Origin of the sequence: Antarcticirhabdus aurantiaca, from assembly GCF_009765365.1 — a bacterium.
GTDB lineage: Bacteria > Pseudomonadota > Alphaproteobacteria > Rhizobiales > Rhizobiaceae > Antarcticirhabdus > Antarcticirhabdus aurantiaca.
This window is the reverse complement of sequence record NZ_VTOM01000044.1, coordinates 1-13,920: the sequence shown is the minus strand read 5'-3', so window position 1 is coordinate 13,920 and position 13,920 is coordinate 1. Positions and strand designations below refer to the sequence as shown.

Genomic DNA, 13,920 nt, shown 5'->3' with positions numbered 1-13,920 from the left:
GAAACCGGCTTCATGCTGAAATGGTAGATCGCCAAGCCGTGCTCCCCGATACCGTTTCCACTTCTCCCGCCAGCCTCCAAGCTGGCGGCGCGCTGAGTTGCGTAGCAACTCGTAAGTGCGCCCTTCTGACCTCAATCGCTTCGCTCTTTCGTGCCTCCGGTGTGGCGCTGCGGCAAGCTCTCTGCGATCCGATTGAGGTCGCGATTGTGACTCCGAATGCCCAAGATTTCAAGAATCAAGACAACAGCGTTTGGCGTCCCTGCCTGCATCGGTTAGGCTATCATTCAAACGGGAGCGAAAAACGATGGCAGTAGACAGCGCCGGAACACTTGCGTTGCTGATCGACGGCGACAATGCCACGCCGAAGATCATAACCGGCCTGCTGGCTGAGATCGCCAACTACGGCACCGCCAGCGTCAAACGCATATATGGCGACTGGACCAAGCCCAACCTGAACGGTTGGAAAGAATGCCTGCTGGAACACTCGATTCAGCCGGTCCAGCAATTCGCCTACACCACCGGCAAGAACGCCACTGACGGCGCAATGATTATCGACGCAATGGACCTGCTCTATACCGGCCGGTTCTCCGGCTTCTGCATCGTCTCAAGCGATAGCGACTTTGCCCGCCTGGCCGCGCGCATCCGAGAGCAAGGCGTCATCGTCTATGGGTTCGGGGAGCGCAAGACACCCCGCCCCTTCATCACCGCTTGCGACAAGTTCGTCTATTTCGACGTGCTCAACACGGCTAGCGAGCCGAAGGAAGCCGAAGCCATCGCCGTGCCGAAAACGGTGGTCGCGGCTAAACCTGCCCCGGCGAAAGCGGCGCTCGATCGCGCCGCCCTCGACATGCTGGCTAAGGCCGTGACTGCCTCGGCCGACGAAGACGGCCGCGCCAATCTCGCCCGCGTCGGCGCGCACCTGGCAAAGCAATCTCCGGACTTCGACGCCCGCAACTATGGCTTTCCCCGCCTCTCCGATCTGGTTGAGGCATCCGGCATTGTCGAGGTCGAGCGCGTTGGGGAGAATCCGAAAATCGTCATGGTTCGCCTCAAGGGTGAGCCAGCCCCTCGCCCGGCTAAGTAGGAGGAAATGGCACATGGCGCGCAAGACGATCGAACAACGGCTGGCCGAACTGGATGCGCAGCGCGCTACCCTCAAGGCCAGGCTCGGCAAACAGGAACGCGCCAGAGACACCCGCCGCAAGGTGCTGCTCGGCGCGCTCGTCCTTCACCGGCTCGAACACGGCCGCGATGAAATCTCCCGCGCCCTGCCCGACTGGCTGCGCCGCGAGCTGCCCGGCTTCCTCACCCGCGACATGGACAAGGAGCTGTTTGCCGATCTCATCAACCCGCCAGCGGCCGGGGGGACGGCCTCATGACCGATTTCCGCTTGGCCTGGACCGCCTTCAAGAACATGCTGCGCGCGGCTGGCCGCGATCCCCTGTGGGCCTTCGTCTCGATCGTCACCGGCCCGTTTCGTGCGGCCGGCTATGTCGCCAGAATGGGCGTGCTGTTCTTCCTGGTCCTGCTCGTCGTCGGCGGCGGCCTCATGGCTCTCATGCAATGGGCCGGCATCCAGCGCGGCGACGTGCTTTGGTATGTCGGCAACATCGCATTCACCGCCTTCCTCGCCCTGCTCCTGTTCCGCCTCGCCTCCCTGCCCATGATCCGGCATTTCGGGGACATGGACGCCGACACCCACGGCTCGGCCCGCTTCGCAACCGACAAGGAAGCCCGTCCCCTCACCCGCGCCGCGTCCGGCCTGCTGATCGGCCGCGACAGCAAGACCGGGAAGCTCTTGCGCTATGACGGCCCGTCGCACCTGCTGACGATGGCCCCGACGCGCACCGGCAAGGGCGTCGGCACCATCATCCCGAATCTGCTTACGGCCGACCGCTCCGTGATCTGCATCGACCCCAAGGGCGAGAATGCCAGGATCGCCGGCCGCGCCCGCGAAAAATTCGGGCCGGTCCATGTCCTCGACCCCTTCGGCGTCACCGGCAAACCCTCGGCCGCCTTCAATCCCCTCGATGCGCTCGACCCTGACGGCCTCGACGTGGCCGAGGATGCGTCCACCCTGGCCGATGCCCTGGTCTATGACGATCCCGGCACGGCCGGCGAAGCGCATTGGAACGAGGAAGCCAAGGCGCTCATTGCCGGCCTGATCCTCCACATTGCCGCCAGCGAGCCGCGCGACCGCCGCAACCTCGCCACCCTGCGCGACAACCTGACCCTGGCCCCTGAAGCCTTCGCCGCGCACCTGAAGGACATGCAGGCGTCCACGGCCGCCGGCGGCCTGATCGCCCGCGCCGCCAATCGCCACCTCGGCAAGTCCGACCGCGAGGCGGCCGGCGTGCTGTCGGCCGCGCAGCGCCATACCCATTTCCTCGACTCGCCGCGCATGGCGGCGGTCCTCGGCCGATCCGATTTCCGCTTTGCCGATCTCAAGGCCAGGACCGCGACCGTGTTCCTCGTCCTGCCGCCCGATCGGCTTTCGACCTATTCGCGATGGCTGCGCCTGCTCGTCACGCAAAGCCTGCTCGACATGGCCCGAACGCCCGGCAAGCCCGCCCTCCCCGTCCTCTACCTGCTCGATGAGTTCGCCGCCCTGGGCCACCTCGCCCCGGTCGAGCGCGCTATGGGCCTCATGGCCGGATACGGCGTCCAGCTCTGGCCGATCCTGCAAGACGTTCACCAGCTCCGCGCCACCTACGGCCAGCGCGCCGGCACGTTCCTGTCAAACGCCGGCGTCCTACAGGTGTTCGGCGTCAACGATCACGAAAGCGCCCGCCTCGTCTCCGACATGCTCGGCCAGGCCACGGTTGTTTTCGAGAGCATGGGCCGCGCCCTCGATTCCGAAAAGTCGGGAATCTCCTACGGCGAGCAGCATGTCGGCCGCCCGCTCGCAACGCCCGATGAAGTCCGCAACATGGCCCAAAACATCGAGCTGCTGTTCCTGGCCGGGCAACGCCCGATCCTCGCCGGCAAGCTCGCCTACTATGCCGATCCCGAGTTCCGGGGGCTGTATGACGCTGCCTGACGTGACAAGAAGCGGACCCGGCGCTTTGCGCCGGGACTTTGTTACGAACGGCCCTCCGGCTCTCTACGGCGCTATGGGGGAGCGCGTTCGCCTCCGGGCCGGTCGCGGCTTCCGCCGCGATCCGTTCTTGACCTGGCTGCGGCTCCAATCGGGAAGAACCTGCATCGCCACCGCCGCGACGGTAGCCCCCGGCCGGCCCGCTCTCATCATCTAGGGCCGTAGGGACGGCCTGGGGCGGGTTGCAGGTGTGCAGTCTTGCAGATGTGCACTAGGCGGCCTCGGCAATGTCGAGCCGTACCGCAAGCCCCGCCTGGGTGGCGAGATTAATCAACGTATCGAGGCTGAAATTTGTGATCCGGCCGCGCAGGAGGTCGTTTAGCCGGGGCTGCGTGATCCCGAGACGCCGCGCCGCCTCGGCCTGCGTGACGCCCCAGCTCCGCACACGCTGCTCAACGGCAATCAACAGATTGGAGCGCATGGTCATGTTCGCGGCCTCGGCCGGCGTGTCTTCCAGTGCATCCCATACATTCGCAAAGCTCTGACGTTCCATCGTCACGCCTCCACTAGATTTGCCGCAACCGGGTCGCGGCTAGGTCCAAGTCCCGTTTTGCTGTCTGCTGCGTCTTTTTTTGGAAGGCGTGCAGCACATAGACGGCATCCTCTATCTTGGTGATGTAGAGCACCCGGAAGGCCCCCGCGTCGTCACGGATGCGGATTTCCCGCACCCCCTGCCCTACACTCGTCATCGGCTTCCAGTCGCTCGGCTCAAAACCTTGCTGAACCTTGTGGAGCTGGACGCCGGCCTCTTTCCGCGCCGTCTCGGGAAACTCCCTCAACTGCTCAAGGGAATCCCCGAGAAATTCGAGCCGCTTCATATCAGCCATGCGCCCTTATATCAAAATTTGTATAATTCGGCAACCCCGCGCACAATGGATGCGCACCCCTGCAATCGTGCACAACTGCACTACCGATCACCGAATTTCCGGGCGGCCCCTTCCCTGCTGTAAAGCTCGTCAATGGCGCGCTTGATGAGCTGCGAATTGTCGAGGTCGAGCCGCGCCCGCAAAAGGGCCACCTTCTCGACGGTGTCCCGGTCGAAATAGCCGCCGATATGCTTGAGGCCCGTCCTGCCGGCCGCGCGACGTGGCTCGATCTTCGTTGTCTCGGCCGCGATCGGGGCGGATTCCTCGCTCCCTTGCTCGGGGAGCTTCATTTTCGACAGGAAATCCTGCGCGGTTGCCTTCGTCTTCGCCATGTCGTTCCTCACGCTCGCTTGTGCACGATTGCACTTATGCTTAACTGCAATTCTGCACTAACCCAATCCCAAAGAGCTTGAAGCTCGGCCGCCGCCTTCCCTTCCGGCTCCAACTCGCTCGCCGTCACGCCTTCCCGGCTTGCGTCCCGATGCACCTTGAATCGGTGGATCACGGCCGGGACCATCGGCAGCTTGACCGTCTCGAAGACCTGGCGGGCAATATCTTCCTCGGAGCGGCTGTTCGGCTGCGCCATCGTCAACACGGCGGCGGCCGGCTTGTCGCTCGCACGCGCAAGGCGCGCGGTCCTGGGAAGCTGTTCGTATGCCTCGATGTCAGGCGCGCACGGCACAAGGACCAAATCGCAATACTCGACGGCGGCCGGGGCCTCCGTGCTTCTGGCGGGCGGTGTGTCTATGACAACCAACTCGCATCCGGCTTCCTCGGCTTGGCTCAAGAGCTTCGGCAAGTCGATCTCGGTTGCGAACCTCACAACGGGGAGGGCGTCTTTGCGGCGTTCGGCCCATTGGGTGGTCGATTGTTGCGAATCCATGTCCAGCACGAGGACATTGAGGCCGGCTTTCGCGCCGGCAACGCCAAGGGCCTTAGCCAGCGTCGATTTTCCGACGCCGCCCTTTTGCATGGCGATAGCTACGGTTTTCATGTGCAATACCGCATTTTTGCAAACGCTCCTTTGTGCACAATTGCAGAACCAAACATTGCCACGCCACCCGGCTTTCGGTCAACTGGATTCTGTGCAACTGACAGATATTGCAAATGTGCACACCTGCACAAATAGGGCGCTGCCCTTGCCTCTTGCTTTCTCTCGAAAGCCCATGCGGCAGTTGCCGCAGGCGCGAGCGTTGCGGTTTTGCTGTGAGGTTTCCGCTTCCCGATCCGCCCTATAAGCGGATCGGAACCGCCGCAGGGCTGCGAAAGCAGCCCGGACAGCGGCGTCCGCTTATGTTTGCCCTCTTAGATAAAGATCAGATGGGGATTCAGTCTGCTTATCGGACTCACGTTTGTTCATCAGGTTTCGTGCCATCTTCGCAAGGTTCCGCCCGAGCGCATTGTCGCCCACGTCGAGCAAGGTCCGCTCATCGAGGGGCAGGGTATTCCTGTAGGCGTCGATTGCCTCGCTCCAAGCCTGCTGGTCCTGGCCGTGATCCGCAGGCGGGGGAGGGGCCTTGCCGAACCGCCCAAGGAACTGCCGGGCCTTTTCCGGCAGGGACAGGCGATAGGCGTTGCTGGCCTGCTGCACCTGGGGGCCGCGCCCTTCGTTGCCGGTCGGCTCGTAGCGCCGCAGCCAGTCGATGAAACCATGCGCCCGCAGGTTCTTCAGCGCCCGCACGATCGTATCCCGCGACCGGCCCAGGCGGTCCATGATCGTGCTGATTGACGGTTCTAGCCGGCCGGTGCGGAAGTCGATGAGATTGACGAACAGCCGCAGCACGTCCAGCGCCACCGATCCGAGCGGGCCGCTGCGCTCGCCCTTCTCGTGCAAGCCGGCCTCGTTGTAGATTTCGGCCGCCTTCAAGATCGCCTGCACGTCCTTGCGCGTCGTCGGCCGCCATATGCGGCCCTCCGATCGCCCCCGGATATGGCTATGCCGGCGAACTGGCGTCGGGCATCGCTCGGCCGGGGGCGGGAAGACCAGCCCTAGCGCGGTCTGCCCCGATCCCCGCAAGGCGTCCCGGCGCTCATAGGCGAGCGTGGAGAGCTGGCCCGCCTCGTCGTCGGAAAGCTGGCCGGCTCCGTGCCTGGTCCAGATTTCCCGCATGATTTCTTCAAGCGCGTTCCCGCGCGCGCAGCCGATCGCGGCCGCGATGTGCGTCCTCAACATATGCCTCTTGTCCTTCCGTTCGGAGGACATGACGGCTGTGGACGGCAGGCACGGCTTTCCCGTTCCCGCAAGAATCAATCTTGCGGAGCGGAGTGCTCTAGCGTAGATAAGGGGAGAGCTTCTTGGCCCCGTCTCTACGGTGTGTCTGACGGCCTACAAAAACGCTCGACCGCGCCAACGGTCGGGCGTTTTGCCGTTATGTCCCTTGCTTCGCTTCGATATAGAACCTCAACGCTTCCTCGATGATCGGCGCGCGCGATGACGCGCCCCGTTCTTCCTTGATCCGGTCAAGTCGCGCGACCAGCTCAACGGGAAGATCGGTGTTTACGAAGGTGCGGCCAGCCTCCCGCAACCGTTGTCGGTGCGCGGCCACGTCCCTCCGAATCCTATCAGAATCGCTTTTCATCGTTACTAGAAAGACCCGAAACCGTCCGATTCTGCAACCCCTTGCGGACGGAGCCGGGGAAGGCACTATTTCTAGGGTAGGGCAGGGGAACATGCTTGCATGTAATCATCCGCCCCCGGCCGTCCTTACGGCCCTATGGAGAGAGCGGGCCGGCCGGGCGCTGGCGCCTGCGCCTGGTGCAGCCCTTTGTTCGACGCGCCGCAGGCGTGGAGAACCCCGCAGCGGGAGCGGAGGGCGGGACGCCCTTCGTCCCGACAGGTTCAGGATTCCATAGGGGCGCAGGCTGCGTCAAAAGCGGCCCCTGGGCCGGGATCGGAGCCACGCGCAGGGGCCGCAGGCCGCGAGCATGGCGAGAACCCACCTTTTGACGCAGCCGAGCACTATGGTTGCCCTGGTGCCTCTCCTAGCGCCCTGTAGAGGGTCGCGCGATGCACACCCAGGAGCCGGGCGACTTCGGCCGGCCTGGTGTCGTCGCTGATGAGCTGGCGAGCGTGCGCGATCTGCTCGGCCGATAGGGCAGGGGGGCGACCGAAGCGAACACCCTTTGCCTTCGCGGCGGCCCGGCCGGCGCTCGTGCGCTCGTGGATCAAGCTGCGCTCGAACTCGGCAACGCCGGCGAAGAAGGTCAGCACCATGCGACCGGCCGGCGTCGTCGTGTCGGCCCACGGCTCGGCCAGGGACCGCAAGCCGGCCTCGGCCTGGCCGATCCGCTCGGCTATGTCGAGAAGATCGCGCGTAGATCGGGCGAGGCGATCGAGCCGGGTCACCGTCACCACATTGCCCGGCTGCAAATGGTCCAGCATCTTCGCCAGCTCGGGGCGACCGCGCTGCGCGCCAGATGCCTTTTCCTCGAACACGCGCTTGCAGCCGGCCGCTTTCAGCGCCACGCGCTGCTGGTCGAGGGTCTGGCCTTCGGTCGAGACGCGGGCATATCCGATAAGCAAGGGCAGGGGCTTCCTCGTGGGTGACATGCCCGGAATCTAGCGCGTGCAACCCGTCGCGAAAATCCCTATTGTGCGACTGTCGCATGTTTCGGGAATTTTGCGAACTTGTCAGGCGGAGGCTTTCATCAGCCATGCGTCATGGTTCTTTAGGAAAGCCTTTGAGGCGATCCGCGTAGTCATCGGTGATGGCCTCGCCCACGCTCGGGCGCTGGGCCAGTGCCTTCCGCCATGTCGTGACGCGGTGCAACGCGTCGAATACGCCGGTGGGCGCGATGGTGTCGAACACATCAAAATAGCGGAAGATCGGCGCGAAAACCGCATCGACCAGGCTGAACGCCTCGCCGGCGAAGAACGGACCGTCTCCAGTACGGCTTCGACGCGGCCAAACCTGTCTATCAGCGCCCGGCGTGGCCTCGTAGGTGGTGGCATACTTGGCTGTCTCGAATCCCAATAGGTCCGACAGGATGGAGGAACCGAACTCGATCCAGCCACGATGCCGGGCGTGCGCCAGCGGGTCACCATCCGATATGAACGCCACGCAGACCTCTATCGCGCCTTCCTCGCCCTCGCAGTGGCGATCATATGCTTCAACGCCAAGAATAAGTTTTGTTAGGTGCTCTAAGTAGGCTGCTTCCTTTTCCAGGAGGCCCGGCCCCGCCTGTTCGTCGTTCAGCGGTCGTTCCTGCAGATGGGATGAGGATCTGCTCCAGCAAAGCGGTCATGAACGCGGCGGCCACCGCGCCGACGAGCGTGAGAACGATGCGCAGGACGGTAGCGTCCACCGGCTCTTGCGTGGACAGTCCGCCCGCGACCAGCGAGATCATTGCCGAGAAGGCGAACTGGTAGACCATTGGCGGATAGTAGCCGTCAATCATGCGGCTGGCGATGAATAGCCCGCCTAGAAACACTAGGATGAGCAACACCGGAAAATGCGCGATCGGTGTGAAGACCGCAAGAATAAGGAGCGCCATGACGCCGCCGATCAGCGTCGCTAGCGTCCGTTCCCAAGCCTCGGCGTAAAGCTGCTTGGTGGTCGGGAAAACCAGCACGAACACCGCAGCCACCGCGATCATCATATTGCTGGAGTCCAGAATCGAGAACAGCCAGAAGGACAGAATGAGGAGCACGCTACCGCGGATCAGTGCCCGTAGGCCATGATGGCCTTCCTTGGCCGGCTCATATATCTCGACCATCAACTCTTTGGCGCGCGGCGGAAAGATCATATAGAGGATCGGGATGGCGAACAAAGCGCAAAGGCTCGCCTCGATAAAGCCATCGCGCATGAAGACCATCGCTTGGGCCGAGTCCATCCGCATGACCGACATCAGTACCGCGACGATCGCGATCAACATGCCGATCGGATTGCCCGTTTTCAAAATGACGTAATACGACAGCACACAGAGCGCCCATACGATCATCACCAGCACGATAGGCATGGGCCGCGCCAGATCCACAATGAAGGACAGGGTCGCAACCATCACGATCATGGCCACCGGCGCGCCAATTCCCTTCTTTGCGTCAAAGGCTTTCCGCATGCCCGCCATTAACCCGACGATCAGTGCGGGCGGCAACATCGCTAGCGGCGACTGGAGACCGATCGCAAGCAGGAACCCGACGACCGCGCCGCACGACAAGCGTATGGCAAACAACGGGTCGTCCTCGACGCGGGGGCGGGGGGCGACATACATGGCGGATCAGTAGAGGTAGGAGAGATAGGATTGCGCCCGGTGGAGGCCGGCGGCGATCCAGGCGATAGGATTGCTCGTCCCTCCAGAATAGACCACCACGCTGACTTTGGCGCCAGCCCGGGCCTGACGCGGCCAGGCCTCCATGCCGCCATCAAGCTCGATGCGCACCGGCATGCGTCGGGCGGGCTCGAACCAGCGGTTCTCTGGTAGGTTTTGCATCAGGCCACCCGCCGTGGTGCGGCCGGGGTCAATGCCCCAGGCGACGCTGTGCACCCGGCCCGTATAAATCCGGCCCGGCATCACGTCGAAGAGGATGCCAACCTCGTCGCCGGGCGCGACCAGTCCGAGCTGGTTTTCCCGAAGATCGGCGGTGATCCAGCCGCCTCTGGAATCGATGAAGGTCATGCCCGGGGTGCCGGCCGCCGCATATTGCCCGATCGCCAACTGGAGATTGGTGACGACGCCGAGCGTGGGGGCGGTCACGGTGGAATAGAGAAGGTTTAGCTGAGCCTCTTCCAGTTGAAGTTGGGCCGCCAGGATGTTCGGGGCAGGTTCGCCATTGTCGCCGCCCAGTTGCGCGACAGCGCTGCGCAGGTCCGATTCGGCGGCTTCAAGCTGTGCCTCGGCGGTCAGCAATTCTGCTTCAGCCGTGTCGACCTGGGCCTGCGATACGATCCCGCGCTCGGCCAGCGAATTGGTCCGGCTGGCCGAGGCCCGCACGTTCTCGAGATTGGCCCGTGACTGCGAGACCCGCGCTTGCGCGGAGGCAACGCCGGCGGCCGAAACGTCCGTCGCCTGCATCGCCTGGGCGAGATTGGCCTCGGCCTGCCGCACGGCGAGTTCGAAGGCTCGCCGATCGAGCTGGAAAAGCGGATCGCCCGCATTGACGATCGTGTTGTCCTCGACGAAGACCTCGGTCACCTGGCCGGCGACCCGCGGCGCGATCTGCGCCACATAGGCGGAGGCCGACGCGCGTCCGGTATAGGGTGCGGTGCGGTCGGTCACCGCATACCATGCAACGATGACGATCAGCAGAAGCAGGAAGACGGCCCCGATCTTCTTTGCGGGATTAGCGGGATTGGCCGCGACCGGCTCCTTGAGCGCAGCCTTCTCGGCAGCAGGCTCGTACTGCGTCAGAGGATCTTCGGCGGCAGGCTTTGTCAGGAGCTGGTTCTCGCCGGAAACCTGAAGATCCTCCGGCGCGGCGTCGCCTCGCTCAGGATGCGCGTTGTTCTTCATGTCAGTTGCCATTCCGTCAAACCTCCTTAACCGAACTCTAGCAAGGAAGCCCGTTCGATCCTACCATTGCGCCATCTAGTATCTTGATGGTAGAGCCATATGGATGAAGCATATCGATAAATCAAGTGATGAACGCGCTGTCCTTGTTCACGCCCTGCGGCGCAACATGCGGATGCTGGTCAGAAGCTTCACGAAAGCCGACGCTCTGTTGGCAAAAACCATAGGCATACACGCTACGGATCTGGCCTCCATCGATCTCTTGAGATCGTCGGAGGAGCCGGTGACACCGAAACAGCTTGCAAACTATCTCGGCATCTCCACCGGCTCGGCGACGGCCGCGATCGATCGGCTGGAAAGGGCGGGGTTTGTCGAGCGCGTTCACAACCGGCGGGATCGTCGCGGCATTTTCATCCAGCCGGTGCCAGGCCGCATCGAGGAGATCGCCAAGGCGCACGATAGCATCAACGTTCACTTCGATGCGCTGGCCGGGCGATTTTCGGATGACGAACTGCGCGTCGTCAACAAATTCCTGTCCTCGATCTGAACCAGCCACCACCGAGTGAGTGCCATCCATGTCGCGACTTGTCTTCACCATCGGCGCTGTCATTCTCGGCATCTGCCTCGTCCAGTTGGCAAATGGCTTTCTCGGCACGCTCGTGTCGATGGAAACCTCCGCCGCCGGCTTTTCGCCGGCCGTGATGGGCATCGTCCTGGCAAGCTATTTCGGCGGCTACACGATCGGCGCGGTCAGCGTCGGCAGACTTCTGATGCGGGTCGGACATATCCGCATGTTCGCCGCGCTCGCCGGGCTTGTCGCGGCTTCGGTGATCGTGCAGCCCATCCTGACCTCGGCGCCGGCCTGGATATTCATTCGTCTGGCGACCGGATTTGGATGCGCCGGGCTCTTCATAACCGCCGAGAGCTGGCTCAACGCCTCCTCCACGGCAAAGAACCGCGGCGCGGTGTTCGCGCTCTACATGGTAGCCACCAATGCTTGCTTCGGCGGCGGCCAGTTCCTGCTCAACCTTCCTGCCCCGATGGGCTTCGAACTGTTTGCACTCGCCGCCGCTCTGTTCTGTCTGGCCTTGATCCCGGTGAGCCTAACGCATGCCTCACCGCCTTTTCTGCCTCCCGCCCCCAGCTTCGGCCTTCGCGAATTGCGCCGGCTCGCGCCGGTGTCGATCGCTGGATGCGCCGCAAGCGGATTGGCGAGCAGCGCCTTTTACGCTCTCGTTCCCGCTTATGGTCAGGCCCAGGGCGTCGAGGCAAGCTGGATTTCCGCCTATATCGCGACCGCGATCTTCGGCGGCCTCGCCTTCCAGGTTCCGGTGGGAAAGCTGTCCGACCGCTTTGACCGTCGCGTCGTGGTAGCGTGCGTCGCTGCCGGTTTGTCGGTCACGGCGCTCGTCCTTGCGCTCTTGCCGCAGACGATGGCGATCCTTGTCGCCACCTTCGTGCTCGGCGGCTTCCTGTCGACGATCTATCCTGTCGCGGTGGCCCACGCGAACGACCGGGTTGATCCGCAGCACGCGGTGAGCGTGAGCGGCTTGCTCATACTGGTCAACGGCATCGCTTCGTTCGTCAGCCCGATGATAGGGACCGGAATCATGGGCCGCGCGGGCTTCACCGGCGTCTTCGTCTACATGGCCATCGTCGGGGGGCTGTTCGCGCTCTTTGCGCTGTGGCGGGCGCGAACCGTCGAACAGCCCGAACACAAGGAACGCCCGTTTGTCTTCCTCAGCGAACGCATGGGACATCAAAGCGCCCATGTCGCGGACGACGCCGAGACGGTCGACATGCAGGAGGCGTCCTTCGCAAACGATGCAGGCGTGGCGGCGCCGGAGCGGGAGACATCGTCATGATTTATGGGCTCGCAACGAAAGACGGTCCCGGCAGAATACGGACGCAAGCAAGACCAAAGGGAGGACCGGCATTGGACAGTTCACATGCATCGTTGCGACACGGCGTTCATGCCGGTCAAGCGGGAGGGCGCGCCCTCACGCCGACTATCCTCGTCGCGCTCGTTCTGCTGTGCGGTTGCGCCACGCGGCCGGGACCCGAGGTGCTCGCGACGGTGCCGCCGGCGCCGGAAGCAGCGCAGGTCAGGCTCTATGCCGCAACGACACGCGAGCGCGCGCCCGAGGGTGAGGCCGATTATACGGCGGAACGCGCGCGAGCCCTCAACCTCGCCGCCTTCACCATCTCGATTCCGCCAGGCCACCAACCCGCGAGCATCGAATGGCCTCAAGGAATGCCGGACGCCGGATCCAGCTTCGCCGTCGTCGGGCAGTCGCAATTGACGCGTGCGGAGTTTATTCAAGAGATCGGGGCTCCCGGGACATCGGGCGGCCGCCGCAACGTCGGAATCTTCGTCCACGGCTACAATCACAGCTTTCCGGAAGCCCTGTTCCGACTGGCGCAGATCGCGGCCGATTCGCAGACGACCGAGCCCCAGATAGCTTTCTCCTGGCCTTCGCAGGCGTCCGTCGGCGGCTATGTCGCCGACAAGGATTCCGTGACCTATTCACGCGACTATTTGGCTGAACTGATCACGGATCTGGCCGCGCAGCCGAACGTGGGCGAAATCAATATCATCGCGCACAGCATGGGCGGCTGGCTGGTGATGGAAACCGTCCGGCAGTTGCGTCTTCAAGGGCGAGACGCGGCGATCGATCGTCTGAATGTGGTCCTCGCCGCGCCCGACATCGACGCCGACGTCTTCTATCAGCAATTGCAGGTCATCGGTTCGCTCCGCACCCCCCTGACGGTGCTCGTCTCGCCGGACGACCGGGCGCTGCGCGTCTCACAAAGGCTGTCAGCCTCGCGCCAGCGCCTTGGCGCACTCGATGTTCAGGATCCGCGCGTGCAAGAGGTAGCCGCGGAAACGAACGTGCAGATAATCGATATATCGCAGGCCGGCGCATCCGACGGCTTCCGCCACGATCGTTACGTTTCGCTCGCGACCATAATGCCGACGGGCAACCAAGACGAAGGGACCGGCGACATCCGCCAGGCCGGGGCGTTCATCTTCAACGCCGTGGGCGCGACCTTGTCGACGCCGTTCGAGAGCGCAGGACGCGTGTTAGCCGGAGAGTAGGAAGGCATCCTGTCAAGGGAATCTGATGACGCTCAGGTACCGCAAGATCGCCGTCCGCTTAGAGAAGAATCGCAATGGGCAACACGGCGCATGGCTCCTGTTCCTGTCACCATACTCTCCCGATCGCAACCCGAAAGAGATGCGGATAATCGAGGTCGGGCGAGCCATGCAGGCGCGAATGTGGAGCGTCTATGCGGGGGCGCTGCAACATCATCTTGGCGACAAGCTGGACGATGCGCAGGCCGCCCAACTGGCCGAGCTGTTGGCGGCATTGTCGCGCAATTCCTAAGTTTTGCGACAAAATCGCCGGCGCTGATTTTGCAGGGAAAAATCTGTCGCAAAAGTCAGGTGCGAAAGTCGATGTTTCGCGACAGACTTTCGCGACACGTCGCAGCCCGGATTCCGGGCCG

The 13,920-nt window shown here is 63.4% G+C and carries 18 protein-coding genes; 8 read left to right on the top strand and 10 right to left on the bottom strand.

Features of this window, described 5'->3' with window-relative positions; translation table 11 throughout:
• From FZN60_RS28765 to FZN60_RS28240, 4 genes are all read left to right on the top strand, one after another.
• The coding region (locus FZN60_RS28765; protein ID WP_210253444.1) for a hypothetical protein at positions 1–314 on the top strand (314 nt) is incomplete at its 5' end.
• A complete protein-coding gene (locus FZN60_RS28250) occupies positions 305–1,084 on the top strand; it encodes an NYN domain-containing protein (protein ID WP_158877726.1) in 780 nt (259 codons plus the stop codon). The genes FZN60_RS28765 and FZN60_RS28250, both read left to right, overlap by 10 nt.
• Before the next feature lie 13 nt (positions 1,085–1,097).
• The gene (locus FZN60_RS28245) at positions 1,098–1,379 is read left to right on the top strand and encodes a mobilization protein (RefSeq protein WP_158877724.1); all 282 of its coding nucleotides are present in this window, start codon (positions 1,098–1,100) and stop codon (positions 1,377–1,379) included.
• Positions 1,376–3,040, top strand: a complete 1,665-nt coding sequence (locus FZN60_RS28240; RefSeq protein ID WP_158877722.1) for a type IV secretory system conjugative DNA transfer family protein — start codon at positions 1,376–1,378, stop codon at positions 3,038–3,040. The genes FZN60_RS28245 and FZN60_RS28240 overlap by 4 nt, the downstream gene beginning before the upstream one ends.
• Before the next feature lie 268 nt (positions 3,041–3,308).
• On the opposite strand, the gene FZN60_RS28235 is transcribed toward FZN60_RS28240, so the two are convergent.
• The 10 genes from FZN60_RS28235 to FZN60_RS28190 form a co-directional block, all read right to left on the bottom strand.
• Entirely contained in the window at positions 3,309–3,590 is a 282-nt protein-coding gene (locus FZN60_RS28235) for a helix-turn-helix domain-containing protein (RefSeq protein ID WP_008878354.1), read from the bottom strand.
• 13 nt (positions 3,591–3,603) lie between these two features.
• Positions 3,604–3,915 carry a type II toxin-antitoxin system RelE/ParE family toxin gene (locus FZN60_RS28230; protein WP_158877730.1) on the bottom strand — a complete coding sequence of 104 codons (312 nt, stop codon included), beginning with the start codon at positions 3,913–3,915 and terminating at the stop codon, positions 3,604–3,606.
• A gap of 89 nt (positions 3,916–4,004) precedes the next feature.
• Positions 4,005–4,295, bottom strand: a complete 291-nt coding sequence (locus FZN60_RS28225; protein ID WP_246727337.1) for a hypothetical protein — start codon at positions 4,293–4,295, stop codon at positions 4,005–4,007.
• Positions 4,296–4,303: 8 nt separating this feature from the next.
• A complete protein-coding gene (locus FZN60_RS28220) occupies positions 4,304–4,957 on the bottom strand; it encodes an AAA family ATPase (RefSeq protein WP_158877719.1) in 654 nt (217 codons plus the stop codon).
• Positions 4,958–5,254: 297 nt separating this feature from the next.
• On the bottom strand, positions 5,255–6,136 hold the full coding sequence (locus FZN60_RS28215) for a helix-turn-helix domain-containing protein (RefSeq protein ID WP_158877717.1): 882 nt from the start codon (positions 6,134–6,136) through the stop codon (positions 5,255–5,257).
• Positions 6,137–6,332: 196 nt separating this feature from the next.
• A complete protein-coding gene (locus tag FZN60_RS28210; protein ID WP_234905360.1) occupies positions 6,333–6,509 on the bottom strand; it encodes a ribbon-helix-helix protein, CopG family in 177 nt (58 codons plus the stop codon).
• 413 nt (positions 6,510–6,922) lie between these two features.
• Complete coding sequence (locus tag FZN60_RS28205; RefSeq protein ID WP_158877715.1) at positions 6,923–7,486, bottom strand: recombinase family protein; 564 nt, start codon at positions 7,484–7,486, stop codon at positions 6,923–6,925.
• Positions 7,487–7,622: 136 nt separating this feature from the next.
• A complete protein-coding gene (locus tag FZN60_RS28200; RefSeq protein WP_246727336.1) occupies positions 7,623–8,024 on the bottom strand; it encodes a glutathione binding-like protein in 402 nt (133 codons plus the stop codon).
• Between the two features lie 49 nt (positions 8,025–8,073).
• Complete coding sequence (locus FZN60_RS28195; RefSeq protein WP_158877713.1) at positions 8,074–9,135, bottom strand: FUSC family protein; 1,062 nt, start codon at positions 9,133–9,135, stop codon at positions 8,074–8,076.
• 45 nt (positions 9,136–9,180) lie between these two features.
• Complete coding sequence (locus FZN60_RS28190) at positions 9,181–10,425, bottom strand: HlyD family secretion protein (protein WP_199266677.1); 1,245 nt, start codon at positions 10,423–10,425, stop codon at positions 9,181–9,183.
• 91 nt (positions 10,426–10,516) lie between these two features.
• Between FZN60_RS28190 and FZN60_RS28185 the strand changes: the two genes are divergently transcribed.
• The 4 genes from FZN60_RS28185 (at position 10,517) to FZN60_RS28170 (ending at position 13,799) form a co-directional block, all read left to right on the top strand.
• Positions 10,517–10,957, top strand: coding sequence for a MarR family winged helix-turn-helix transcriptional regulator (locus tag FZN60_RS28185; RefSeq protein WP_158877711.1), 441 nt, complete (start codon positions 10,517–10,519; stop codon positions 10,955–10,957).
• Positions 10,958–10,985: 28 nt separating this feature from the next.
• Positions 10,986–12,275, top strand: coding sequence for an MFS transporter (locus tag FZN60_RS28180; protein ID WP_158877709.1), 1,290 nt, complete (start codon positions 10,986–10,988; stop codon positions 12,273–12,275).
• 71 nt (positions 12,276–12,346) lie between these two features.
• Positions 12,347–13,510 carry an alpha/beta hydrolase gene (locus FZN60_RS28175; protein WP_246727334.1) on the top strand — a complete coding sequence of 388 codons (1,164 nt, stop codon included), beginning with the start codon at positions 12,347–12,349 and terminating at the stop codon, positions 13,508–13,510.
• Positions 13,511–13,535: 25 nt separating this feature from the next.
• Entirely contained in the window at positions 13,536–13,799 is a 264-nt protein-coding gene (locus tag FZN60_RS28170) for a hypothetical protein (RefSeq protein ID WP_158877705.1), read from the top strand.
• The last annotated feature ends 121 nt before the right edge of the window (positions 13,800–13,920 follow it).

Coding starts and splice junctions, on each gene's coding strand:
- FZN60_RS28250 (WP_158877726.1), top strand. CDS start 305: ATGGCAGTAGACAGCGCCGGAACACTTGCGTTGCTGATCGACGGCGAC.
- FZN60_RS28245 (WP_158877724.1), top strand. CDS start 1,098: ATGGCGCGCAAGACGATCGAACAACGGCTGGCCGAACTGGATGCGCAG.
- FZN60_RS28240 (WP_158877722.1), top strand. CDS start 1,376: ATGACCGATTTCCGCTTGGCCTGGACCGCCTTCAAGAACATGCTGCGC.
- FZN60_RS28235 (WP_008878354.1), bottom strand. CDS start 3,590: ATGGAACGTCAGAGCTTTGCGAATGTATGGGATGCACTGGAAGACACG.
- FZN60_RS28230 (WP_158877730.1), bottom strand. CDS start 3,915: ATGAAGCGGCTCGAATTTCTCGGGGATTCCCTTGAGCAGTTGAGGGAG.
- FZN60_RS28225 (WP_246727337.1), bottom strand. CDS start 4,295: ATGGCGAAGACGAAGGCAACCGCGCAGGATTTCCTGTCGAAAATGAAG.
- FZN60_RS28220 (WP_158877719.1), bottom strand. CDS start 4,957: ATGAAAACCGTAGCTATCGCCATGCAAAAGGGCGGCGTCGGAAAATCG.
- FZN60_RS28215 (WP_158877717.1), bottom strand. CDS start 6,136: ATGTTGAGGACGCACATCGCGGCCGCGATCGGCTGCGCGCGCGGGAAC.
- FZN60_RS28190 (WP_199266677.1), bottom strand. CDS start 10,425: ATGGCAACTGACATGAAGAACAACGCGCATCCTGAGCGAGGCGACGCC.
- FZN60_RS28185 (WP_158877711.1), top strand. CDS start 10,517: ATGAAGCATATCGATAAATCAAGTGATGAACGCGCTGTCCTTGTTCAC.
- FZN60_RS28180 (WP_158877709.1), top strand. CDS start 10,986: ATGTCGCGACTTGTCTTCACCATCGGCGCTGTCATTCTCGGCATCTGC.
- FZN60_RS28170 (WP_158877705.1), top strand. CDS start 13,536: ATGACGCTCAGGTACCGCAAGATCGCCGTCCGCTTAGAGAAGAATCGC.